Origin of the sequence: Methanoculleus thermophilus (assembly GCF_001571405.1) — an archaeon.
Lineage (GTDB): Archaea > Halobacteriota > Methanomicrobia > Methanomicrobiales > Methanoculleaceae > Methanoculleus > Methanoculleus thermophilus.
The window spans coordinates 253,903-276,974 of the sequence record NZ_BCNX01000006.1; the positions used below are offsets into that span (position 1 = coordinate 253,903).

General features: G+C 62.7%; 23 protein-coding genes. 9 read left to right on the top strand and 14 right to left on the bottom strand.

The annotated features are described in order from the left end of the window. Positions 1 to 46: 46 nt before the first annotated feature. On the bottom strand, positions 47 to 601 hold the full coding sequence (locus tag MCUTH_RS04510) for a type 1 glutamine amidotransferase domain-containing protein (RefSeq protein ID WP_066956136.1): 555 nt from the start codon (positions 599 to 601) through the stop codon (positions 47 to 49). A 181-nt stretch (positions 602 to 782) separates the two neighbouring features. Between MCUTH_RS04510 and MCUTH_RS04515 the strand changes: the two genes are divergently transcribed. Continuing rightward, a complete protein-coding gene (locus MCUTH_RS04515; protein WP_066956139.1) occupies positions 783 to 3,518 on the top strand; it encodes a cation-translocating P-type ATPase in 2,736 nt (911 codons plus the stop codon). A 217-nt stretch (positions 3,519 to 3,735) separates the two neighbouring features. After that, entirely contained in the window at positions 3,736 to 5,019 is a 1,284-nt protein-coding gene (locus MCUTH_RS04520; RefSeq protein ID WP_066956142.1) for an ArsB/NhaD family transporter, read from the top strand. A 5-nt stretch (positions 5,020 to 5,024) separates the two neighbouring features. Here the strand turns inward: MCUTH_RS04520 and MCUTH_RS04525 are convergent, their stop codons facing one another. The 3 genes from MCUTH_RS04525 to glnA all read right to left on the bottom strand — a co-directional run bounded on the left by MCUTH_RS04525 (position 5,025) and on the right by glnA (position 7,086). Beyond that, the gene (locus MCUTH_RS04525; protein ID WP_224732737.1) at positions 5,025 to 5,354 is read right to left on the bottom strand and encodes a HEAT repeat domain-containing protein; all 330 of its coding nucleotides are present in this window, start codon (positions 5,352 to 5,354) and stop codon (positions 5,025 to 5,027) included. A gap of 34 nt (positions 5,355 to 5,388) precedes the next feature. Beyond that, positions 5,389 to 5,652: a HEAT repeat domain-containing protein gene (locus tag MCUTH_RS04530; RefSeq protein WP_066956945.1), complete on the bottom strand. Its 264-nt coding sequence runs from the start codon at positions 5,650 to 5,652 to the stop codon at positions 5,389 to 5,391. Positions 5,653 to 5,757: 105 nt separating this feature from the next. Continuing rightward, positions 5,758 to 7,086: a type I glutamate--ammonia ligase gene (glnA, locus tag MCUTH_RS04535; protein WP_066956149.1), complete on the bottom strand. Its 1,329-nt coding sequence runs from the start codon at positions 7,084 to 7,086 to the stop codon at positions 5,758 to 5,760. A 123-nt stretch (positions 7,087 to 7,209) separates the two neighbouring features. On the opposite strand from glnA, the gene MCUTH_RS04540 reads away from it, so the two are divergent. Both MCUTH_RS04540 and MCUTH_RS04545 read left to right on the top strand, forming a co-directional pair. Then, positions 7,210 to 8,265: a class II glutamine amidotransferase gene (locus MCUTH_RS04540; RefSeq protein WP_066956948.1), complete on the top strand. Its 1,056-nt coding sequence runs from the start codon at positions 7,210 to 7,212 to the stop codon at positions 8,263 to 8,265. Continuing rightward, on the top strand, positions 8,262 to 9,773 hold the full coding sequence (locus tag MCUTH_RS04545) for a glutamate synthase-related protein (RefSeq protein ID WP_066956152.1): 1,512 nt from the start codon (positions 8,262 to 8,264) through the stop codon (positions 9,771 to 9,773). Before MCUTH_RS04540 ends, MCUTH_RS04545 begins: the two co-directional genes overlap by 4 nt. Before the next feature lie 14 nt (positions 9,774 to 9,787). On the opposite strand, the gene MCUTH_RS04550 is transcribed toward MCUTH_RS04545, so the two are convergent. The 4 genes from MCUTH_RS04550 to MCUTH_RS04565 are packed head-to-tail and all read right to left on the bottom strand — an operon-like array spanning position 9,788 to position 13,960. Beyond that, positions 9,788 to 10,948: an aconitase X gene (locus MCUTH_RS04550; protein WP_066956155.1), complete on the bottom strand. Its 1,161-nt coding sequence runs from the start codon at positions 10,946 to 10,948 to the stop codon at positions 9,788 to 9,790. Then, positions 10,948 to 12,189 (bottom strand): UbiD family decarboxylase, encoded by a 1,242-nt coding sequence (locus tag MCUTH_RS04555; protein WP_066956158.1) that lies wholly within the window; start codon positions 12,187 to 12,189, stop codon positions 10,948 to 10,950. The genes MCUTH_RS04550 and MCUTH_RS04555 overlap by 1 nt, the downstream gene beginning before the upstream one ends. Then, positions 12,182 to 12,736, bottom strand: a complete 555-nt coding sequence (locus MCUTH_RS04560) for a UbiX family flavin prenyltransferase (RefSeq protein WP_066956160.1) — start codon at positions 12,734 to 12,736, stop codon at positions 12,182 to 12,184. The genes MCUTH_RS04555 and MCUTH_RS04560 overlap by 8 nt, the downstream gene beginning before the upstream one ends. 15 nt (positions 12,737 to 12,751) lie before the next feature. Beyond that, positions 12,752 to 13,960 carry an HD domain-containing protein gene (locus tag MCUTH_RS04565; protein WP_066956163.1) on the bottom strand — a complete coding sequence of 403 codons (1,209 nt, stop codon included), beginning with the start codon at positions 13,958 to 13,960 and terminating at the stop codon, positions 12,752 to 12,754. Between the two features lie 35 nt (positions 13,961 to 13,995). Here MCUTH_RS04565 and MCUTH_RS04570 point away from each other — a divergent pair, with 35 nt between their 5' ends. Together MCUTH_RS04570 and cofD are read left to right on the top strand one after the other, a co-directional pair. Further along, positions 13,996 to 14,916, top strand: coding sequence for a 2-phospho-L-lactate transferase CofD family protein (locus MCUTH_RS04570; protein ID WP_224732717.1), 921 nt, complete (start codon positions 13,996 to 13,998; stop codon positions 14,914 to 14,916). A gap of 72 nt (positions 14,917 to 14,988) precedes the next feature. Further along, the gene (cofD, locus tag MCUTH_RS04575; protein WP_066956171.1) at positions 14,989 to 15,891 is read left to right on the top strand and encodes a 2-phospho-L-lactate transferase; all 903 of its coding nucleotides are present in this window, start codon (positions 14,989 to 14,991) and stop codon (positions 15,889 to 15,891) included. Positions 15,892 to 15,896: 5 nt separating this feature from the next. On the opposite strand, the gene nifU is transcribed toward cofD, so the two are convergent. The 4 genes from nifU to MCUTH_RS04595 all read right to left on the bottom strand — a co-directional run bounded on the left by nifU (position 15,897) and on the right by MCUTH_RS04595 (position 17,407). Continuing rightward, the gene (gene nifU, locus MCUTH_RS04580; RefSeq protein WP_150468676.1) at positions 15,897 to 16,286 is read right to left on the bottom strand and encodes a Fe-S cluster assembly scaffold protein NifU; all 390 of its coding nucleotides are present in this window, start codon (positions 16,284 to 16,286) and stop codon (positions 15,897 to 15,899) included. Positions 16,287 to 16,432: 146 nt separating this feature from the next. After that, positions 16,433 to 16,792 (bottom strand): DsrE family protein, encoded by a 360-nt coding sequence (locus tag MCUTH_RS04585; RefSeq protein ID WP_066956173.1) that lies wholly within the window; start codon positions 16,790 to 16,792, stop codon positions 16,433 to 16,435. Between the two features lie 111 nt (positions 16,793 to 16,903). Then, positions 16,904 to 17,155 carry a sulfurtransferase TusA family protein gene (locus MCUTH_RS04590; protein WP_066956176.1) on the bottom strand — a complete coding sequence of 84 codons (252 nt, stop codon included), beginning with the start codon at positions 17,153 to 17,155 and terminating at the stop codon, positions 16,904 to 16,906. A 9-nt stretch (positions 17,156 to 17,164) separates the two neighbouring features. Then, positions 17,165 to 17,407: a sulfurtransferase TusA family protein gene (locus MCUTH_RS04595; RefSeq protein ID WP_083524760.1), complete on the bottom strand. Its 243-nt coding sequence runs from the start codon at positions 17,405 to 17,407 to the stop codon at positions 17,165 to 17,167. Positions 17,408 to 17,836: 429 nt separating this feature from the next. Here MCUTH_RS04595 and MCUTH_RS04600 point away from each other — a divergent pair, with 429 nt between their 5' ends. The 3 genes from MCUTH_RS04600 (at position 17,837) to MCUTH_RS04610 (ending at position 20,712) form a co-directional block, all read left to right on the top strand. After that, on the top strand, positions 17,837 to 18,379 hold the full coding sequence (locus tag MCUTH_RS04600) for a pyruvoyl-dependent arginine decarboxylase (protein WP_066956184.1): 543 nt from the start codon (positions 17,837 to 17,839) through the stop codon (positions 18,377 to 18,379). A gap of 144 nt (positions 18,380 to 18,523) precedes the next feature. Then, positions 18,524 to 19,813, top strand: a complete 1,290-nt coding sequence (aspS, locus tag MCUTH_RS04605) for an aspartate--tRNA(Asn) ligase (RefSeq protein ID WP_066956187.1) — start codon at positions 18,524 to 18,526, stop codon at positions 19,811 to 19,813. After that, on the top strand, positions 19,810 to 20,712 hold the full coding sequence (locus MCUTH_RS04610; protein WP_066956190.1) for a methionine synthase: 903 nt from the start codon (positions 19,810 to 19,812) through the stop codon (positions 20,710 to 20,712). The genes aspS and MCUTH_RS04610 overlap by 4 nt, the downstream gene beginning before the upstream one ends. 48 nt (positions 20,713 to 20,760) lie before the next feature. Here the strand turns inward: MCUTH_RS04610 and MCUTH_RS04615 are convergent, their stop codons facing one another. Together MCUTH_RS04615 and MCUTH_RS04620 are read right to left on the bottom strand one after the other, a co-directional pair. After that, complete coding sequence (locus tag MCUTH_RS04615) at positions 20,761 to 21,345, bottom strand: RAD55 family ATPase (protein ID WP_066956193.1); 585 nt, start codon at positions 21,343 to 21,345, stop codon at positions 20,761 to 20,763. Positions 21,346 to 21,420: 75 nt separating this feature from the next. Further along, positions 21,421 to 22,965, bottom strand: a complete 1,545-nt coding sequence (locus tag MCUTH_RS04620) for a class I adenylate-forming enzyme family protein (protein ID WP_066956196.1) — start codon at positions 22,963 to 22,965, stop codon at positions 21,421 to 21,423. Positions 22,966 to 23,072 lie beyond the last annotated feature (107 nt).

Consider the following 23,072-nt stretch of genomic DNA (forward strand, 5'->3'; position numbering starts at 1 on the left):
TGGGCGGTTATGGGCGGCCGGGAGGCTGCATCCCGCCCGGTTAGCCTTACCGCTGCTCTGCCGCCGCAGTTTTCGCTTTCCCGCCGCCGACCTCTTCGAGTTTGGCTAGCGAGGCCTCAATGAACGCGGGAATATCGTCCGGCTTACGGCTCGAGACCAGGTTCCTATCCACCACGACGTCCCGGTCGATATACTCCGCACCGGCGTTCTTGATATCCTGGATGATGGACTTCCAGCCGGTGATCTTTCGGCCCCTGATCACCTGTGCGGTGATCAGGAGCTGCGGCGCGTGGCATATGGCAAAGACTGGTTTGTCGCTCTCGACGAACCGCCGCACGAACTCGACGGGCGCATCGTGGGCCCGGAGTTTGTCGGGCGAGTATCCGCCGGGTATGAAGAGCGCATCAAACTCGTCCGGCGATACATCCGAGGCGGCCCGGTCGATCGTGACCGGTGTCTGCTCCTTCTTCCCGTGCACGGTCTCGCCCTGGGTGAGGCCCACATGGACAAGGTTATGTCCGGCCTTCCGAAACGCCTCCGCCGGCTGCGTATACTCGACGTCCTCAAACATATCCGTGATCAGGACCGCTATCCTGCTCATCACCTTTCCTCCTTGGGCCGGGCAGATGCCCGGCACCGGATCAACTCGGCCGTGAGATAATAAGTTTGCCGGGCTGGATGCCGATCCTGGAGTTCCCCGTCATAGCCGTCGTTGCGGTCTTCTTGGTGATACCGAAACGATCTCTATACTTTTTTATAGACCGGCACAAAATCGGGAATATATGGGCGTGTTGGACCGGGAGGCGGGAGAGGCTTCGATCGCCGAAGAAGGGCCTCTGCCCGACTGGCACACTCTCATGAGAGAGGAGATCGAGCAGCGACTCGGCACCGGTCCATCCGGCTTGAGCACCGAGGAAGTGGAGGCGCGACTGGAGCGCTACGGCCCAAACGTCCTCCAGAGAGAAGCCCGTGAGACTCGTCTTACGGTCTTTCTGCGGCAGTTCAAGAGCGTCTTGATCATCATCCTGATCATCGCCGCAGCGGTCTCGTTCCTCGTCGGCGAGGCAATCGATGCATTTGCTATTCTCATTATCGTTGCATTGAATGCCGTACTCGGTTTTTCCCAGGAGTGGCAGGCAGGAGAGGCGATCGAGGCGCTCAAAAAGCTGCTTGTCCAGCATGCCGTGGTCGTTCGCGGTGGAGAGCGGCGGGAGATCGATGCCTCCGGGATCGTTCCGGGAGACATCGTCGTCGTTGAGATGGGGGAACGGGTGCCTGCCGACCTCTTCATCATCGAGGCGACGTCGCTCCAGGTGGACGAGGCGCCATTGACGGGCGAGTCATCCCCGGTCAACAAAGCGCCGGGGTCGCTTCCTCCCGAGACTCCGCTTGCCGAGCGGAGCAACATGGCTTTTGCGGGCACGACGGTGGTCAACGGCCGTGGATACGGGATCGCGGTCGCCACGGGGATGAAGACCGAATTCGGGAAGATCGCCGGCCTCTCCCAGCAGGTTGCGGATGTGACGACGCCGCTTGCACGGCAGATGGACCGGCTCGGCCGCGACCTCGGGCTGATTGCCATCGGTATAGCGGTTCTCGTCGTCATCGTCGGTCTCCTGCAGCAGCGTGGGTTCCTGGAGATGTTTTTGATCGGCGTCTCGCTCGCGGTGGCGGTGATCCCCGAGGGTCTCCCGGCGGTCGTGACGCTGACGCTCGCTCTCGGCATCAAGAGTATGATGCGGAGAAACTGCCTGATCCGCCACCTCCCCGCGTCGGAGACGCTCGGTGCGGTCTCGGTGATCTGCACGGACAAGACGGGAACCCTCACCCGGAACGAGATGACGGTCGTCCGGGTGAGGACGCCGGGGGAGGAGGTCACGGTGACCGGGGCCGGATATGCCCCGGAAGGCGAGTTCCTCGTCGGGGAGAGAACCATCGACCCTCTTGCGGATCCGGGGCTCCGGCAGTATCTCCGCACCGTCCTCCTCTGCAACCACGCGACCCTCGCTCTCGAGGAAGGCGGGTGGCGGATCTTTGGCACCCCGACCGAAGGGGCGCTCGTCGTCGCGGCGGCAAAGGCCGGCCTCTCCCGGGATGACGCCCCGGAGACGGTAAAGGAGTTCTCGTTCAACTCCACCCGGAAGCGTATGACGATCATCTACCGTGAGGACGAGGGTGACGTTGCCTATGTGAAAGGAGCGCCGGAAGTGCTCCTCTCCCTCTCGTCCCGGGCTCTCCTGGCCGGTTCGGTCGTGCCGCTCACAGAGGATCTTCGCGCCAAACTTCTTGCCGAGATCGAGGAATACGCATCGCAGGGGCTCCGATTGCTCGGAGCGGCATACCGCCCGCTCCCCGCGGGCCTTGAGTGGACCGAGGATTCGGTTGAGCAGGACCTGATCTTTCTTGGGTTTGCCGGGATCGTCGATCCACCGCGCCCGGAGGCGGCGGAGGCGATCCGGCTCTGCAAGAGCGCCGGGATAGACGTGATCATGATCACGGGCGACAACCCGCTGACCGCGTATACCATCGCCAAGAACCTCGGCCTCTCGAGCGAAGGAGCGCTGACCGGGGCCGATCTCGAGTCTATGAGCGATGAGGACCTTGAGCGGCGTCTCCGGACGACGAAGGTCCTCTCCCGGGTCACGGCGGAGCATAAACTCCGGGTGATCGATGTTCTCTCCAAAGACCAGGCGGTCATCGCCATGACCGGCGACGGCGTCAACGATGCACCAGCACTAAAGAAAGCAAGCATCGGGATAGCCATGGGGATCAAGGGAACGGACGTGGCGAAGGAGTCAAGCGACATGGTGCTCGTGGACGACAACTTCGCAAGCATCGTCGCCGGCGTCGAGGAGGGACGGCGGGAGTACGACAACATCTCCCGGTTCACCCGCTATCTCCTCTCCTCGAACGTCGGGGAACTCGTCGCGATCGTCGGGGGGATCCTCCTCGGCCTGCCCCTCATCCTCATCCCCGTCCAGATTCTCTGGATAAACCTCGTCACCGACGGCCTTACAGCCCTTGCTCTCGGCCTTGAGCCTGCCGAGCGGGACGTCATGCAGAGAAAGCCGCGCGATCCGGGAGAGGCCATCCTCACACGGAGCGCATATCTTGTCATCTCCATCCTCGGGATATGGCTCGGTCTTCTGACCATCTATGTATTCTCCGGCCTCTATGAGATCGACCTCGACCGTGCACGGACGATGGCGTTCACCGGGCTTATCATATTCGAACTCTACAACGTGCTGAACTTCCGGTCGTTTCGGTTCCCGCTCCACCAGATCGGGTTCTTCTCAAACCCCACCCTGCTCCTTGCGATCCTCGGGGGTCTCGCTCTCCAGGCAGTGGTCGTCTACGTCCCTATCTTCAACACCTTCCTCGGGACCGCGCCGCTCACCCTGGCCGACTGGGGTCTGCTTGCACTCCTCGGCCTGCCGGTCCTGATCGCGGGAGAGGCCTACAAGGTCATCCGGCTGCGGGCCGGAAAGGGGGCCGAAGCCCCTCCCGTTCCGGCCTGAGCCTATTTACTTAAAAATCCTGCCGAACCCGGGTTTTGCTCTTCCGGAATGGCGGGTTTGCCTTTACGAGGGCAGAGCAGACCGGCATGATTATAGGAAGACCGTGCCTACTTGAATTTTACAGTCTGACCTTCTTGGGGAGTTCTATGTTTGTCCTTCAGTCTCTCTCAACGTGTCATGCCAAACTGGGTTCCTACCGTTGCCGGGGTGGCGGATCATGATCGTCGGCCCGGAATTGATCGCCATCGCGGTCTTCCTCTTCACTTACGCGCTCATCATCGACGAGCGGATCCACCGTGCGGTGGTCGCGATGCTCGGCGCCTCGATCGTCGTCCTCCTCCACATCGTCCCCTGGGAGATGATTCCGGAGTACATCGATCTCGGAACCATCTTCCTCCTGATTGGAATGATGATCATCGTCAATACCGCCCGTGGAAGCGGTCTTTTTGAGTATATCGCCATCAAGACCGCAAAACTTGCAAAAGGGAGCCCGATGCGGGTGCTGATCCTCTTCTCGATCGTAACCGGCCTTACGAGCGCGTTCCTCGACAACGTCACGACGGTCCTCCTCATCACTCCGATGCTCCTCTACGTCGCAAGCGTCATGAAGACCAGCCCCATGCCCTTCCTGATCGCCGAGATCTTTGCTTCCAACATCGGCGGCGCGGCGACCCTCATCGGTGATCCCCCGAACATCATGATCGGTTCGGCCGCCGGTCTGACGTTCAACGAGTTCATCATCAACATGGCGCCGATGATGGCCGTCAACCTACTTGTCGTCCTTGGGCTCCTCGCCCTGATCTATCGAAAAGATCTCCACGTCTCTCCCGATGAACGGGAGAGTATCGAGAGGACGTTTGCGGAGTTGAAAGATCGGGAGGCCATCCGCGACTGGTCGCTCTTTAAAAAGTCGGTCATCGTCATCGCGCTCGTCATCGGGATGTTCTTCATCCATGACCAGCTTGGTCTTGAGCCCGCTCTCGTCGCCTTGATCGGTGCATCGATCCTCCTCTTCTGGAGCAGGCAGTCGCCGGAGGAGATCTTTGAGAAGATCGAGTGGCCTGCCCTCTTCTTCTTCGGCGGGCTCTTCGTCGTCGTCGGGGCCCTCGTCGAGACCGGGGTCATCGCGAGTGTCGCCCAGTTCGTTGTCGAGAACGTCCACTCGGAGGGCGAGGCCATCCTGATCATCGCTTGGTTCTCGGCGATCGCTTCAGCAATCGTCGACAACATCCCGCTCACCGCCACCCTGATCCCCCTGATCCAGGATATGAGCGTGGCGATGGATATCTATCCGCTCTGGTGGGCGCTTTCGCTCGGCGCCTGCCTGGGCGGGAACGGCACGGTCATAGGGGCGTCGGCAAACGTCGTCGTCCTCGGGATTGCCGCACGGAATGGTTACTCCATCTCGTTTATGGAATTCTTGAAGATCGGAATGCTCGTGCTCTTCATCACGGTTGCCATCGGGACGGCATTCCTCTGGTTCAACTACGTCGTCCTCTGATCCGATCAGGTCCTCGGGGGCCTGGACTCCAGGCTCCCCCGGGCGGCCTCAACCTCCTGGATCCGGCCGACGACCCACTTATACGCGGTCGAGGCCGCCTCCCGGGCTGAGGCGCTCGGGTCCTCTTCTCTCATCTTCGCGAGCGGCTCTCTTGCCTTGGGGTCTGCAATCGTCCCGAGGGAGAGGGCCGCCTGCGCCCGAACGAACTCGTCCGGGTCCTGGAGTGCACGGATCAGCCCGTCGACGTCCCGGGCATCCCGCATGGTGTCGATATCATCGATGGTCGCCATGAGAACCTCCTGGTCGTTTCGTCTAGGCGTCCCGGCGGTATATATGCCTTACCGGGTGGAGCGCAGGTTGCCCGACCGCTTACTTCAGGCCCCCCACTGCCCTCTGGCCGGCAAGCCTCGCCGCCACCTGGGTGTGCGCGAGAGACGCCGCCCGCCGGACACCCGCGTCCGGATCCAAGAACTTCAGCCTCGCCAGCGGTTCGATCGCCCGTTCGTCTCCGACGAGTCCGAGGGCTTCGGCGGCTGTCTGCCGCACGATCTCTTCGGGGTCCGAGAGGGCGAGAATGAGTCCATCGACATCCCGGCTCCTCCTCATTGCATCGATATCTTTCCTCTGCGCCATGATCATCACCAGCTCTCTGATACGGCGCACTTTGGGCACTTCGTGTTATGAACGTTGCGAAAGAACCGCTTTCAGGGCAATCCTGAACAGCCGGCCAAAAAGGGGTTAGTATGTTGCGAGGTAGCGGTCGATCTCCCAGGGGTGGACCGCCGTCCGGTAGGCATCCCACTCAGCGTTTGCGACGTTCGTGAGGGCCTCGACGACGTGGGACCCGAGCGCCTTGCAGATGAGTTCGTCGGCGAGCAGGGCCCGGTGCGCCTCGGCGAGATCGCCGGGCAGAGTCTCAATCCCGTTGCTGCCCCGCTCGGTGGTCGTCATGTGGAAGATGTTCTTGTGAACCTCGGCCGGGGGCTCGATCTTACGGCGGACTCCATCCATCCCGGCGGCGAGCATCGCGGCAAACGTGAGGTAGGGGTTGCAGGTGGGATCGGGGCTTCGGAACTCGACCCGGGTGCTGTTGCCGCGCGGCGCCGGAATCCGGATCAGGGCCGACCGGTTGCTCGTGCTCCAGCTGATGTAGCAGGGGGCCTCATATCCGGGGACGAGCCGCTTGTAGGAGTTGATCGTCGGGTTCGCGACCCGGGTGATCGCCGGCGCGTGTTCGAGCAGCCCGGCGATGAAGTGCATGCAGGTCTCTGAGAGCTGGAGGGGCGCGTCCGGATCGTAGAACGCGTTCTTCCCGTCTTTTGCGAGCGAACAGTTGGTGTGCATCCCGCTTCCGTTGATGCCGTAGATCGGCTTTGCCATGAAGGAGGCATGCAGGCCGCGCATCAGCGCCATCGTCTTGACCGCGAACTTGAACGTGATGACGTTGTCGGCGGTATGGAGAGCGTCGCTGTACTTGAAGTCGATCTCGTGCTGGCTCTCGGCGACCTCGTGGTGGGAGGCCTCGATCTCGAACCCCATATCGGTGAGCGCGAGGATGATCTCACGCCGGAGGTCCTCGGCAAGGTCGGTTGGGGCCAGGTCGAAGTAACCGCCGGCATCCTGGAACTGTGTCGTCGGCCGCCCATCGAGCATCTTGAAGAGGAAGAACTCGAGCTCCGGCCCGGTATTGAAGACGTAGCCATCTTTCGCCGCATCCTCCATCGCCCGCCGGAGGACGTAGCGTGGGTCGCCCTCGAACGGTCTGCCGTCCGGTTTGCAGACGTCGCAGATGAACCGGGCGACACTCTTCTCCCGGGGCCGCCAGGGCAGGAGCGTGTAAGTCGAGAGGTCGGGTTTGAGCACCATGTCTGACTCCTCGATCCGGACGAACCCCTCGATTGACGACCCGTCAAATCCAATGCCGTCGGTGAGAGCTTTCCCGACCTGTTTGGCCGGGATGGCGACGTTTTTGGGCATGCCAAGGAGGTCGGTGAACTGCAGTCGGAGGAATCGGACGTTGTCTCGTTCGATTCTCTCGAGCATCGCCGAGATGTTGTCTGGTGTCATGTAGAAGGAAACTTCCTTCCAATAGTATTTATACTTGTCTGATCTATACTGATCAGAGCGTTCCCTCACCCCTCCGGACCACGAGGGTATCGGATGGGGGGGAGCGGGTCGACCGTGATGGTTATGTGCGGTATAATTGGCGTAATGGATAGATCTCGCCGGACGATGGACGGTTCCGGCATCCGAGAAGCCCTCTCCATAATGAACGAGCGCGGCAGCGGCGAGGGGGCGGGCTACGCAGCCTACGGCATCTACCCCGATTACCGGGACTGCTACGCCCTCCATGTCTTCTTCGACAACCCTCGTGAGAACAAGCCCTTCCTTGACGCGGCGCTCGCGCAGTGGGGGACGATCGAGCACGATGAGCCGATCCCGACCTACGACCGGCCAAATCTCCGGGCGGTTCACACCCCCTGGCGCTATTTCTTCCGACCCGATCCCTCCCTCGCGGTGCCGGGGAGCACGATGCCGGAGGATGATATCGTCAGCGCCCTGGTGATGCAGGTCAATGCCGCCCGCCGCGGCGCGCTCATCATCTCCTCCGGCAAAGACCTCGGGGTCTTCAAGGCCGGCGGGTTGCCTGAGGACGTCGCGGACTTTTACCGGATCGAGGACTACGAGGGCTACATATGGCTAGCGCACAACCGTTACCCGACCAACACCCCCGGATGGTGGGGCGGGGCGCACCCGTTCAACCTCCTCGACTGGAGCGTCGTCCACAACGGTGAGATCACCTCCTACGGGACCAACCGGCGCTACATCGAGAGTTTCGGCTACAAATGCACGATGCTGACGGACACCGAGGTCGTCGCCTACTTGATCGACCTTCTGGTGCGGCGGCACGGGCTCGACGTCGACCTCGCTGTTCGGGCGCTTGCTCCCCCGTTCTGGGAGGAGATCGACCGGATGCCCGGGGCGGAACGGGAGTGGAACTCCGCCCTTCGGCTTACGTACGCATCGGCGATGATGAACGGACCGTTCGCCATCGTGGCTGCAAACCGCGAGATGATGGTCGGATTCACCGACCGGACCAAACTCCGGCCGATGGTCGTCGGCGAATGCGGCGACCGGCTCTTCATCTCAAGCGAGGAGGCGGCTATCCGAGCGATGGAGCCCGACGTCGAGTCGATCCGGATGCCGGCCGCGGGAGAGCCGGTGATCGGGAGGGTTGTCGGATGATGATCGGGAGCCTACCCCCACGCTACCGGGTCACGATCGACCCCGTCCGATGCATGGAGTGCGGGCGGTGCATCGAGAACTGCTCCTACGGTGTCTTTTCACGAGACGGAGACCGGATCTTTGTCAACCCCCGAAACTGCACCGCCTGCCACCGATGCATCGCCTGCTGCCCGAGGGATGCCATCCTCCTTGAGGAGCAGCCCTGCGACTACCGGAGCCATCCCCTCTGGACCCGCGAGGCGCGGGAGGCGATCTACAACCAGGCCCGGACAGGAAAGATCATCCTCGCCGGGATGGGCAACGCCCTCGACTACCCGGTCATCTTCGACCGCCTGGTCCTGGATGCCTGCCAGGTCACGAACCCGAGCCTCGATCCCCTGCGCGAGCCGATCGAACTGGTGACCCACCTCGGGAAGAGGCCGGTAAGGCTCGATCTCCGCCGTAAAGATAGCGGCGACGTCGAACTTCGGACCCGGCTCACCCCGAACCTCCGCCTTGAGACCCCGGTGATGATCGGGCACATGAGCTACGGAGCGATCAGCCTCAACGCCCAGATGGCCCTGGCCCGGGCGGCAAAAGAGGCCGGGACCTATATGGGCACCGGAGAAGGGGGCCTGCACTCGGCGCTCCACCCCTATCAGGACCGGATGATCGTCCAGGTCGCCTCGGGGCGGTTTGGCGTGGAGATCGACTACCTGGAGCGCGGCGCTGCGATCGAGATCAAGATCGGCCAGGGCGCAAAGCCCGGCATCGGCGGGCACCTCCCCGGCGAGAAGGTCTGCGATGGGATCTCCCGGACCAGGATGATCCCCGAGGGGTGCGACGCTATCAGCCCCGCGCCGCACCACGACATCTACAGTATCGAAGACCTCGCGCAGCTCGTCCGGGGGCTCAAGGAGGCGACGGAGTGGAAGAAGCCGGTCTTCGTCAAGATCGCCGCCGTCCACAACGCGGCCGCCATCGCCGCCGGGATCGCCCGCTCGCCGGCCGACGCCGTCGTCATCGACGGGTTCCGGGGCGGCACCGGCGCAGCCCCGAAGGTCTTCCGCGACCACGTCGGCATCCCGATCGAGGCGGCGGTCGCAAGCGTCGATGCGAAACTCCGTAGTCTTGGGATCAGGAACGAGATCTCGATCATCGCGAGCGGCGGCATCCGGGGAAGCGCCGACGTTGCAAAAGCGATCGCCCTCGGCGCGGATGCGGTCTACATCGGCACCGCGGCGCTTGTGGCGATGGGCTGCCGGGTCTGCGGGAACTGCTACCGCGGCCTCTGCCCCTGGGGGATCGCCACCCAGCGCCAGGATCTCGTGGACCGCTTGGACCCCGACGAGGCCGCACGGCATGTCGCGAACCTCATCCACGCCTGGACGCTCGAGCTCTCCGAACTCCTGGGTGCGGCCGGGATCAACAGCATCGAGAGCCTGCGGGGCAACCGCGACCGGCTCCGGGGCTACATGCTCGACGAGGGCCTGATGGAGGTCCTCGACGTGAAATCGGTGGGGGCGTAACGCCGCCCCCTCTCTTACGACGTCGCGACCTCGACGCACTCTTTCCTTGTCCCGATCCGGGCGAGCGCGCCGCACATCCCGGGGACATAGGCAAGGGCCTTGCCCGAGTCGACCATGATCGAGGCGAACTCATCCATCCGTGGCGAGACGACCATGCAGGTATCCGTGATCACCCGGGCGCCGCTCCGCTCGATGGCGTCCACGAGGTCGGGATTTGCCGCCGCGACCCCGCGGGCCGCGAAGATGTAGAAGGGTTTTGTCGTCGTCTTGCCTCTGAGAAGTTCGGCGAGGTCGCGGAGTTCGTCCACCGAGCAGTGGGGGCACCCGACCGCGACCGCCTCGACCTCGGTCTCTGCAAAGAGAGCCTCGACCTCGTCCCGGGATACCGTCACCCGGTCGAGGTCGTCGGTCGGGAAGTTGAAGACCCGGGTCTCGGGGGTGATCTTATCGACGTGGAAGAGCGCAACCGCCCCTGTCGCGGCCATCGCGGCCCCGAGCGCCTTGAGCTGGTCGCGGTTCGGCCGGATATCCGTAAAGATCGGGATTCGGTTCCCAACCTTCTTTCCGGCGATATGCCCGATCGCGCCCCAGTGGTCGGACCGCGGGCTCGTGCCGCCCTCGACCTCGACGACGACCTGCGGTCGCCGGTTCTCGACGATGTGAAGACCGTAATAGGGGGTTTTTCCGATAATCGCCGCTGCAAGGGCGCTCGGCCCGCCTTCCCGGTTCGTCCGGGCGCCGAGGACAGAGTTCGCGTAAGCGACCGCCGAGGACTCCGCCCATGCCAGGTGCTCGCCGTACTCCGTGATCCGGAGGTAGTAGGGGGTGCAGGTGCACTCGATCTTGATCCCGAGCCTCCGGCAGGCCTGGACGACCTCCATCTGGTGGCGGGCGAACTCTTCGTCGATCCCGAACTCCTGCCACCCCTCCTGCGGCATTCCGATGGGGTTTAAGACCGTCGGGACCGCCACCCGGGCGTCGAGGCTCTGCAGCCAGGCAAGCCCCCATCTCCCGATGGTCTTGTAGGACGCACCGCTCACCTGGGCGCTCGTGATCGGGATGAGTCTCTCGGCCCCGTAGACCCTGCCGAGCGCAACCAGGATCTCCATCATCTTCTGGCGTGTCTCGCCGAACTCGCCGGCGAGCACCCTCTCGTCATCCTTCTCGAGATACATTACGGCCACTCCGCTCTCTTGAATTCGTCCTCTCGCCCCATAACCATCGTGGCATCGACTCCGACCTTCACGTTCGTCCCGTCTGCAAGGCGGGTCGGGTCGAGCGACGAGCCCCGCACCCCGGTGACGATCATGATGTCGGTATCGCCCCTAACCCGGGTCGCGATCGCGTACTCGACGTCGTGGGGGTCGTGAATGTCGATGTCCTCGTCGACCACGACGACGTGTTTGAGGGAGGTATGGGCCGCGAACGCCGCCATGATGGCGTTTTTGGCATCGCCTTGCGTGTTCTTGCGGATCTGGATCACCGCGTGGAGGTAGCCCGCGCCGCCTTTTGTGAGGAGGACGTCGCGCACCGTCGTCACCTCGGCCACGGCGCGGTAGATCTTCGGTTCGTACGGCGCTCCCATCAGGAGCTTGTGCTCGTCGCCGGCGGGAAGGATGCCGTGATAGATCGGGTCCTCCTTGCAGTACATCTTCTCAAACTCAATGATGTGCTGCTGGCGCACGGGGTCGTAGGTCCCGGTGATATCGACAAAGGGGCCTTCCGGCGCCATTTCGGCGGTGATGTAGCCTTCGAGCACGATCTCGGCATCGGGGACCCTAACACCGTTCTCGCACTCCCGGAGTGCTAGTTCCCCGCCCATCAGTTCCGCGGCGTAGGCGAACTCCTTGCCTTCCGGAACACGGGTGCAGGCGGCGAACGTCACGAGGGGATGGGTCCCGATGGTGACCGCGACCGGGAGTTTCTCTCCCCGGGCGAGGGCTGCTTTGAGGAGCGTATGGGTATGCCGCCCCTCCACCAGGCGGGCGACGACCCTGTGATCGTCGAGGACCATCATCCGGTGGATGGAGGCGTTCTCGACGCCATTGTAGCGCGAAAAGACGATCCCGGAGGTGATGTAGCGCCCTGCATCCCCCGGGAAGTGCTTCATGATCGGGAGGCGCGAAAGATCGGCGGGGACGCCGCCCTCGAGCCGCCCGTCATCCACGACGCGGCCGCTGTAGGTCATGGCCGCGAGGTGCCGGACGAGGTCCTTCTCCTCCACGCCGAGCGCCGCTGCAAGCGCCCCGCGGCTTGAGAGGAGGTTCATCACCGCCCTGTGCCCGTCGAGGTCGTGGAAGAAGAGGATCTTATCGGTCCGGCTTGCCATACGGGGAGCCTCGTAGACGGTCGAGCAGGGCCGCTCGATCTCCTCGACCCTGCCGAGCTCCCTCATCCGTTCAATGAAGTTACGCATCGTATCCGCTCCATCGAGTGCCGAGATTATGTTTGACCCCCAGATGATCGAGCACCCGGGCCACCACCATATCGACGAGGTCGTCGATCGTCTCCGGGCGCTGGTAGAAGGGGGGGCTTGCGACCATCACGGTCGCGCCCGCCTCGTCTGCGGCGAGCATGTTCTTTAGATGAATCCGGGAGAGCGGCATCTCTCGCAGGAGGAGGAGAAGGGGCCGCCTCTCCTTGAGGCAGACGTCCGCCGCCCGGCCGATCAGGTTCTCGGCGAGGCCGTTGCTGACCGCTGCAAGCGTCTTCATGCTGCAGGGGACGATCGCCATCCCGTCGTAGCGAAACGAGCCGCTCGCGATATCGGCTGCGAGGTTGCTGTTCTCGGCGTATATGGCGTTGAATCCGTCCAGATCCACGCCCTCGAGCTCGGCTATCTGCCGGGCGGTATCGGAGATGACGATATGCACCGTTGCCTGATCGCAGAGCACCTCGAGCAGGCGGCGGGCGTAGATGACCCCGCTTGCCCCGGTGATCCCGACGACGAACTCTTTTGTCATGGGCTCCTCATGAGTTTATGTCACTGCAAGTTTATCCTGTTTTGTCGCCCGCTTCACCCTGAGCACCTCCATCGCCGCCTGCTCCACGGCCTCGCGGTTTCTCTTCGTTGTGTAGACCCCGAGCCGCCACTGCTGCCGCCGGGTGTCGTTTAGGGTGTTGATGAGCGGGGAGACCTCCTCGATATCGACCATCGCATGGCTGTTCCTGACCCGGACCTCCATCGAGAGGGCTCGCGGAAGCCGGGGGATATCCACAAGGACCTCGTCCTCGGGGACACCGGCGGTCTCGGCGATGGCGGCGGCGATCTCCCGCTCCCGGGCGGGCCCGAGGTCCTGCTGGAGGGCTGCGACGTTCACCCGGTCTTCGCCGACATAGAGCGCCCGTTTGTAGAGGTCCCGGACGTAGACCCGGCGGGCAAGATCGCGGGTGATCGGATTGGTCGAGTGCTTCAGCCGCTCCATGCAGGCCGCGTCGTCCATCCGGGCGAACGCCTCCGGATCGGCGTCGGGGGCGTTTAAGATCTCTTTTCGGAGGGCGTGGACGAACATGCTCGTCGCGATCCGGCTCACGTGGTGGAAGTAGACCGCCGGGCGCATCAGGGTCCGGGCGATGAGGAGCGACTCGGCGGCGTTGATCCCGCCTTCGTGGAGCGCGACGCCGGAGTCGGTCAGGATCGTCGACCGGATCAGCCGGTGGGCGTCGACCGTTCCGTAGGGCACGCCGGTGTAGTGGGCGTCCCGCATCAGGTAGTCCATCCGGTCGACGTCCAGGCTCCCGTGGATGATACTTGCGAGGCGGTGCTCGCCCGAGACGACGGCGCAGACCTCGGCGGGATCGATCCCCTCCGCTTCGAGGATCCCGGCGATCGTCCCCTCCCGGACGAGGTGTTCGATCTCGTGGTGGCTCCGCCCGGTGAACTCCTCCATCACCGGCTCGGTGACGTGGGAGAAGGGGCCGTGGCCGACATCATGGAGGAGGGCGGCCGTGGTGACGAGTTTCGTCTCCTCGTCGTCGAGCCCAAGCTGCTGCGACATGAGCCGTGCAAGGTGCATCGTCCCGAGCGAGTGCTCGAAGCGGGTATGGTTCGCCCCGGGGTAGACGAGGTTTGCAAAGCCGAGCTGGGAGATGTGGCGGAGCCGCTGGACGACCTCCGAGTCGAGCAGCCGGAGCGCGAGCGCGTCCGCCTCGACGTAGCCGTGGACCGGATCTTTGATGATCTTCATCCGTTCTGTTAAGATTCTTGGGAGAGGGGTGATAAATGTATGGAGGAATGATCACCTTCCTTTCCGCCACCCCGGGCTCCCTCCCGTTCATCCAGGGCGTCCGGCAGATCCTCTACGACACCGAGATTGCCGTCGTCGCGTCCACCGCCGGGGACTGCCGGATCTCGGGGGGCCACGTGGCCCCCGAGGTCGATGCAGCCCTCTTCCTCTTTGCCGGCATCCTCGATACCAACCGGTGGTGGGGGATCAAGGGTGACACCTACGCCACCCATAACTACCTCCTGAAGGTGGCGGGGGGCGAGCCCTTCCCGATCGGCGACCGCGCCCGGGCCGTCCAGATCGCCCGGGCGGCGCTCCTCGATGCCGGCCTGACCCTGACGGAGGCGGTTCGGGCGCAGTCCTCCTCGCTCAAGATCGGGGCGACCGTCCTCCCGGTGACCGACGAAGAGTGCGGCCTCCTCATCGACACCGGGACCGAACGCCTCCCGCTCCTCACCTACCTGATGACCGCTCCGTCCGATACCGAGGTGCGGGAGATCGTCTCTGCCGCACCCGCCCCTCCGGCGGTCACGGACGAGGTGCGGGCGGTGATCGAGGGAAGCGACGCCGTCGTGATCGGACCCTCAAGCCCGGCCGCAAGCGTCCTTCCAATCCTCGAGTGCGCCGGGATGCGGGACCTCCTCCGCGACCGGTTCGTCGTCGCAGTCTCGCCGTTCCGCGGGGGCGTCGCGCCGGACCCGAAGGACGCCGCGCTCATGTATGCCGCCGGAGAGAAACCGACCTCCCCGGGGGTCTCCCGGCTCTACGGGGATATCGTCGACGTCTTTGTCCAGGACCGCCACGACCCCGACGAGGTCCCCGGCTCGCTCCGGCTGGAGACCAGCCTCCTGCACCGCCGGCAGGCCGAGTCACTCGCCTGGGACGTCATGGCGGTCATACGGCACGCGGTTTCATGAACCGGCGGGTCTATAGCGCACACGCGATTGGAAACAATCATATAAGGATGGACCTGATACGCTAATTATCCAATGATTACCTTCCTCTCAGGCGGGACCGGGACCCCAAAGCTCCTCCGCGGAATGCGCGAGCTGCTGGAGGAGCGGGAGATCGCGGTCGTCGTCAACACGGCCGAGGATATGTGGCTCTCGGGCAACCACCTCTCTCCCGACGTCGATACGGTCATGTACCTCTTTGCGGGCATCCTCGACACCAGCAAGTGGTGGGGAATCCACGGCGACACCTTCATCACTCACGACCTTCTCAAAAGACTCGGCATCAACGAGTTCATCGCCGTCGGTGACCAGGACCGGGCGATCCACGTCGCACGGGGTGAGATGCTCCGGAACGGAATAAGCCTCACCGAGGCGACGAAGGCCCTCTGCAAGACCCTGACCGTCCAGGCAACGGTTCTTCCCATGACCGACTCCCCCGTGACGACCTACGTCCGCACGAAGATGGGCGAGATGCACTTCCAGGAGTACTGGGTGAAGCACCGGGGGGATGTGGCGATCGACGGCGTCGTCCGCAGGTTCAGCGAGCCCCCGGTCGCGACAGAAGAGGTTATCGAGGCGATTGAGAGAAGCGATGCCGTGGTGGTCGGGCCGAGCAACCCGGTCACGAGCATCTCCCCAATCCTCGAGTGCGCCGGTGTGAGGGAGGCGCTCCGCCGGCAGCGTGTCATCGCGGTAAGCCCCTTCATCGGCGATGCGCCGGTCAGCGGCCCGGCGGCGGCTCTGATGCGTGCGTTTGGAAAGGAGGCCTCCTCCGCCGGGACCTGCAGTCTCTATGAGGACTTCGTGGATGTCTTCATCCAGGATATCCGGGATCCGGTCGCGATCGAGGGGGCTCTGCGCCTCGATACCCTCATGGTCAACCGGGGCAAGAGCCTCGATCTCGCTAAAAATATCCTCTCTTTGATTTACGGGTGCTAGATCCTTCACCCACTCTTCTGCTTTTTGCGGTAGTCTTCTATCGCGGCGTGGAGCGCCTCTGCCGCGAGGTTCGAGCAGTGCATCTTCCGGGGCGGCAGCCCATCGAGTTCGCTCGCCACGTCGTCGCGGGTGATCTTCATCGCTTCGTCGAGCGTCTTCCCTTTGGCCATGTCGGTCACCATGCTGCTCGTGGCGATTGCCGATCCACACCCGAACGTCCGGAACTTGATATCCTCGATGACGTCGTCCTTGACCTTGATGAAGATCTCCATGATGTCCCCGCAGACCGGGTTGCCGACCTTGCCGTAGCCGTCCGGGTTCTCAATCACCCCGACGTTGTGCGGATTCATGAAGTGCTCCATCACCTTCTGGCTGTATCCGATCTGTTCTGCCATAGTGTTACCGTCCTATAGCGGTGTAACAACCTGTAGGAGTTTAACTGTTTCTCTGGCGGCCTCGGCGATCCGGGGCACCTCGTCCGACCCATTGCCGCGCCCGGGTGTTGGGTCGTGATAGTGCCCCGGATCCTCTGGAATCCTCCCTAAAACGTAATGACTGCATCGGCATCGATGGCGAGGTCGTTTAGGGTAAGGGAACCGACGACCCGCCCCTCCTCGATGAAGTCCCCTCGCTCGAGGCCGAGAGTCTCGGTGCTCTGCTCGCAGATGTAGATCTTTGCTCCCGCGGCGATCGCCTGGTCCCTCATCTCAGAGAGTTTCGGGAAGTTGCCGGCCTGGATCTCCTCCGCCGCCCCTCTCTTGACGACCGTCACCCCTTTGATCATGAAGAAGATGTCCACGTCCACGCCCATTGCTCGCGCCGCGGTAGCGAGAACGAACGGCGCATACAGCCTCTCGGGAGTGTCGATACCGCTGGTCTGGATATAGAGTATCCGTGCCATACATCAAACTCCTGCCCGGATGGAACGGAGGTCCCCTCCCCGGCCGCTCTCTCACGGCTCATCTGCTCGGCCGGCGCCTGTCAGCCACGCAAGCCTCCAGTCTCCATCCGATCACTTCGCTTCTACAGGCGCCACCCTCCCCTTGCGCAGGATGATGGTCGTAACACCCGAGGTGACATGCTCCTCCTCGATCGTATGTCCGCTCTCACCGGCCCAGTTCCGAACCATCTCGACAAGATCGGGTTTATCGGTCGTTACCTGCAGGATCTGCCCCTCGTTGAGCGCCTTCATCTCCGTCTCGATCGAGAGCATGGGCGACTGGCAGATGCCAACGCAGCTGACTGTCTTATCCGCATACATCATCCCTATCACCTACTTCATCTTCCGGATGCAGAACCTCATGACTCCGTCAACCTTTTCGAACTTCACGATCTCGTGACCCATCCGGTCTGCCCAGCGCCGGATGTCCTCCTCTGCGGCAGGGTCGTCCGCCTTGACCATGAGCACCTCTCCGACGTCGAGTTTCTCGATGGCCTCTTTTGTCATCGTGACCGGCATGGGACAGTAGAGCCCGATACAGTCCACGACCGCCATGGGTTTATTCTCCAATTCCATCTCTGTACCTTCCTTTGGGGTGCGCGTGTGGGAATCCGAGCATCGTAGCGCGTCATGGGCAGACTCCCGGCCGCACCGGATCATGTACCGATGGCATATATGCGTTTCTCTGACAAACGTCCGGTACGAAAAACCGCATAGATCGGCCATGATTGCCGGGGATTTGGAGAATCCCCCGCTGTCTCGCCTCGATTAGGGGATCCGTTTACAGGGTGACGACGGGTACCTGGAAACCCTGTTCTTTTGGTCTATCGGTAGTCCCCTCCCCCTCAGTTGAGCATGACTAAATACCATTTTTAACGCGCTTTTTTCTAATTTGGTGGTATATTCGGGGGCTATTCCTAAAAATAGGAAAAATTTTGCCCCATTATTAAATTTATGGCTGTTATAACCGAAAACATTAAAAAATCAAGTGATAGATGATCTCTAATGTTTGTTCCGACCAAGTGTTTCTTTACAAAAGGTGTGGGGATCCACAAAGACAAACTGGCATCGTTTGAACTGGCCCTCAGGCAGGCAGGCATCGAGAAATACAATCTTGTTTACGTCTCGAGTATCTTTCCCCCGAACTGTCAGCTGATATCGAAGGAGGAAGGCTTAAAGGAACTCTCTCCGGGCAGCATCGTCTACGTCGTCATGGCCCGGAATGAGACCAATGAACCGAGCCGGCTTGTCTCTGCCGCCATCGGACATGCAATGCCCAAGGAGAGCGACGCCTACGGCTACCTTTCCGAGCACCATGCCTTCGGAGAGACCGCGGAAGTGTCGGGCGAGTACGCCGAGGACCTTGCGGCGACAATGCTCGCGACAACGCTCGGCATCGAGTTCGATCCCGACCAGGCATGGCAGGAACGCGAGCAGATCTACAAGGCGAGCGGACGGATTATAAGCACGACGCATACCTGTCAGGCGGCGGAAGGGGATATGAGCGGCCGCTGGACCACGGTCATTGCTGCGGCGGTCTTCCTGTAAGTCCACACCACCCCGGGCGGCCGCCCTCTTTTCCCGCGGCCGTCCGGGTCCAACCATATCAACCCCTCTTGGCGGAGCGTTCCTCCGGGCTGGAGCGCAAGACAAAATACCTCCCGGGGCCCACACTGTATCCAGGTTTTTCACATGCGTCAACCAATACAGGCCGTAACCCCCAAGACCGAATATGCTGAGGTCATTGGATGGGTGCACGAGGTCCGCGACCTCGGTGGACTTGCGTTCTTTGTTATTCGTGATAGATCCGGCATCATCCAGGTGACTATCCCGAAGAAGAAGGTCACGGCTGAGGTTCTTGAGACTGTCCGGAACATCTCAAGAGAATCCGTGGTCCGGGTCCGTGGCCAGGTAAAGGCGATCGAGAAAGCACCCGGCGGACGCGAGATCGTCCCCGAAGAACTTGAGATCATCAGCCTTGCGGAGAGCCCGCTCCCGCTCGACGTCGCCGAGAAGGTCCCGGCCGAGCTCGATACTAGGCTTGACTCCCGGTTCCTGGACGCGAGAAAACCGCGTGTCCGCGCCATCTTCTTCATCCGCTCTGCGGTGACCTGCGCCGCGACCGCGTTCCTTGCCTCACGGGGCTGCATCAATATCACCACCCCGAAGATCGTCGCCGCCGCGACCGAGGGCGGTACCGAGCTCTTCCCGATCGCCTACTTCGAGAAAGAGGCCTTCATGAACCAGAGCCCGCAGCTCTATAAGCAGATGATGATGGCTGCCGGGTTTGAGAGCGTCTTTGAGATCGGTCCCATCTTCCGGGCCGAGGAGCACAATACCGTCCGCCACCTCAATGAGGCGACGAGCCTCGATGTCGAGGTCTCGTTTGCGGACCACAACGACGTCATGGAACTCCTGGAAGACCTGATCATCCACGTCTACGAGACGGTCGCAAAGACCTGCAGCAACGAACTCGCGGAGCTCGGGATCGAACTTGCGGTTCCGAAGAAGCCGTTCCCCCGGATCCCGTATATCGAGGCGATCGAGATCGCAAACCGCACCATCGAGGAGAAGATTGCCTTCGGCGGTGACCTCTCCCCGGCGGCCGAGCGGGCGGTCGGCGATGCGGTCGGGACGCACTACTTCATCGTCGATTGGCCGACCGATACCAGGCCCTACTATGCGATGCCCTACCCGGACAGGCCTGAGTTCTGCAAGGCCTTCGACCTGATGCACCCCAGGATGGAACTTGCCTCCGGTGCCCAGCGTATCCACGACTATAACCTCCTGGTGGAGCGGATCCGCGCAAAGGGCCTCTCCCCCGAGAGTTTCGAGTTCTACCTAAAGACGTTCCGCTACGGGATGCCTCCGCACGCCGGATGGGGCCTCGGCATCGAGCGTCTCGTGATGACGATGCTCGATCTCGGAAACATCCGCGAGGCGGTGCTCTTCCCGCGCGACCGACACAGACTGACCCCATGACCCTGACGAGCGTGCGTCTCCCGACCACCGTGGTCGGGAGCTACCCGGTGGTGAAAGGCTCGGGGCTTTTTGCCCGCATGAACCCGCTCAAGCATGCGGTGGAGGTAGCGGTCGCCGACCAGATCAGTGCCGGGATCGATATCATCTCCGACGGCCAGGTCCGGGGCGACATGATCCGGGCCTTCACCTCCCACCTCCCCGGTATCCGGGGGTCTTCGGTCGTCGGAAAGGTCCAGCCGGCACAGCGTCCCATAACGCTCGCGGACACAAAGTACGCCCTCTCCCGGCACCCGAAGGTGAAGGGGATCCTCACCGGTCCGAGCACGCTTGCACACGGTCTTGCCATCGAGACGTCGTTCTACCGGAACAAGGAAGAACTGGTCCTCGATCTTGCTCAGGCGCTCGCAGTCGAGGCGAGACACCTCCAGGACGCCGGGGTTGCCCTCATCCAGGTCGATGAGCCCATCTTCTCGACGGGGGCGGCAAACATCGCCGTCGGCCGGGAGGCGGTGAACGCGATCGCCGGGGTGCTGCGCACTCCCGTCTGTCTCCACGTCTGCGGGAACCTCGAGACTGTCATCGATGATATTCTCAGAACAAACGTCGCCATATTCGATTTTGAGTTCGCAAACAACCCCGGAAATCTCGAGGTGCTCTCGGAGAAGGATCTCCGGGGCCGGATGGTCGGCTATGGGTGCGTCGACTCGGCAGATCCGGGGATCGAGAGTATTGAAGCGATCAAAAAGAGGATCGAGGCCGGGGTCGATATCTTCTCGCCGGAGGCGATGCTCCTTGATCCTGACTGCGGTATGCGGATGCGGACGCGGGATGAGGCGTTCGGCAAACTGAAGAATATGGTCGCTGCGGCGAAACTTGTCCGGGCCGAGTATACGGACTAGGCCGCCGGCGTCCCTCTCCCGGATGTCGCGCCAAAAAGAGTATTCTCCTTAAACCACCCTGCTCGTCGTCGAGAGTTCAAGCCCCTTTGCTATGATATGGTAGGGGATCACCCGCTGCGGCACCTCCCCGCCTTTGAGTTTCTCGACGGCGAGCGTCCGCTCGACCTCGTTGCCGTGGATCTCGTGTCTGAGAACGATGAAGACGTCGGCGGCGCGCATCATTCGCGCCTCCTCGAGGGGCGTGTGGTGGTTGGTGTAGAGGAGGTAGACGATGTTTGCCCCTCTATCGATGATCCCGCGAGTATCCTCGAGGACGAACCTCGTGGCCGCATCAATCCCCCAGGCGGTGATCAGTGTGGAGAGAGAGTCCACGACAATCCTCTCCCCCTGCATGGCTCCGGCGAGCGCCGCGGCATCCATCCCCCGTGCGTCGGTCATGCCCTCCTCGGGCACGGCATCGAGCATCAGGTAGGTGCCTCCCTCCTCTCCCGCCTGCCAGAACTGTTGCGCCAGGAGTTCGAGACCGCTTAGTGGGGATCCGGAGATGATGATGCGGGTGCCTGGCGGGACCCCCCCGTTGAGCACAAGATCCAGGCCTGCGATTCCTGTAGAGCGCCTTATGATTTCTGCCAAATCGTTACCCCGGAGAACTCCTCCAGCGTATCTATACGCCGCCTTCTCCTTAAAATACTACCCCCGGGACGTGATTCAGCACGCGCCGCCGGTGTTGCAGTATTCCTCCCGGAGACGCTTTCGGAGGAGTTTCCACCCGTTCACCCGGGGGATCTCGTCGACAAGGATGACCCGGCGGGGGACCTTGTAGCCTGCAAGGCGTTCGCGGGCGAAGGCTATGATCTCTTCGGGTGAGATGCCATTTCCGGCAGGGACCACCACCGCCACCGGCACCTCTCCCCGATGCTCGTCGCTGCACCCGAATACCGCCACGTCGCGGATGCCCGGGTGCTGGACCAGGACGTCTTCCACCTCGGTCGGGTAGACCTTCCAGCCCGACATGACGATCATGTCCTTCTTGCGGTCGGTGATATACAGCATGCCCGCTTCGTCCAGGTGGCCGATATCGCCGGTCAGGAACCAGCCGTCGGGGAGGAAGGCCGCGGCGGTCTCTTCCGGCATCTGCCAGTAGCCGAGCGCCACCCCCGGCCCCCGGAGCGCGATCTCGCCGTCAACGCCTACGCCCAGTTCCCGGCTTGGATCGTTTACATCGACGATCTTCACCTCCGAGAACCCGACCGGGGTGCCGACACTCTTATACTCGTCCGCAGTCGCGTAGTGTTCGGGACGGATGGCGGTCCCGGTTCCGACGACGACCGTCTCCGAGAGGCCGTAGGCGTTGACGATGGGTATGCCGAACCGCTTGTGGAACGGTTTCCAGACCCCGGGGGTCAGGGGGCCGCCGCCGCTGATCATCACCCGGGCGGTGGCGAGGGCCGCCTCGGTCCCCGGCGGGGTCTGGATGAGGGAGTGGATCACCGGCGGCATTCCGGCGACGACTGTGGCCCGGTATTCCCTTGCGAGTTCGAGGTAGCGGTCGAGGTCGAACCGCTCCATAATGACGTACGTCCCGCCGGCCCGGAGGGTGGCGATCCCCCAGCTGATGCCGACGTGGCCCATGGGGTAGATCCCGAGGTAGATGTCGTCCTCGGTGAGCCGCAGGACATCCCGCTCGGCATCCATCGCCGCGATCCAGTTCCCGTGGGTGAGCATCGCGCCCTTCGGTTTGCCGGTGGTGCCGCTCGTGTACTGGATCTGGCAGAGGTCGTCGAACCGGCAGTGGGCGGCCCGGAGGCACGGTTCAGCACCAAGGAGGTCGGTCCATGGGACAGCGCCCGCAGCCTCTCCGCCGACGGAGATGACGTTTCGGAGCATCGGTGCCTGATCCCGGATCCGCTCGACGAGGGCCGCACCCTCCACGTCGGTGATGACGGCGGCGGCCCCCGCGTTATGGATGGCATAGAGGACCTCGCCCTCGCGGTAGACCCGGTTCGTCGGGACCGCGACGGCCCCGATCCGCCAGAGGGCAAGGTAGGCGATGAGGTATTCCGGCGAACTGTCCAGATAGATGCAGACCCGCTCCCCGTGTTCGATGCCGAGCGCGAGGAGCCCGCCGGCAACCCGGGCGACCCGGTCCCGGAGGTCGGATCGGGTATAAGACTCCTTCCGGGAGGGGACGATGAGAGCGATTTTATCGGGGTTACAGGCGTTGGCATCGAGGAATGTGGTACAGTTCGGCATGTGGATACTCCGTGTTGCAGGGTTGAACTTCGGTGTATATACTTGTCCATAACGGTGTAAATAGGTTGCCCAAGGGGAGGTTTGCGATCATGGGTCGCCACCGGAAT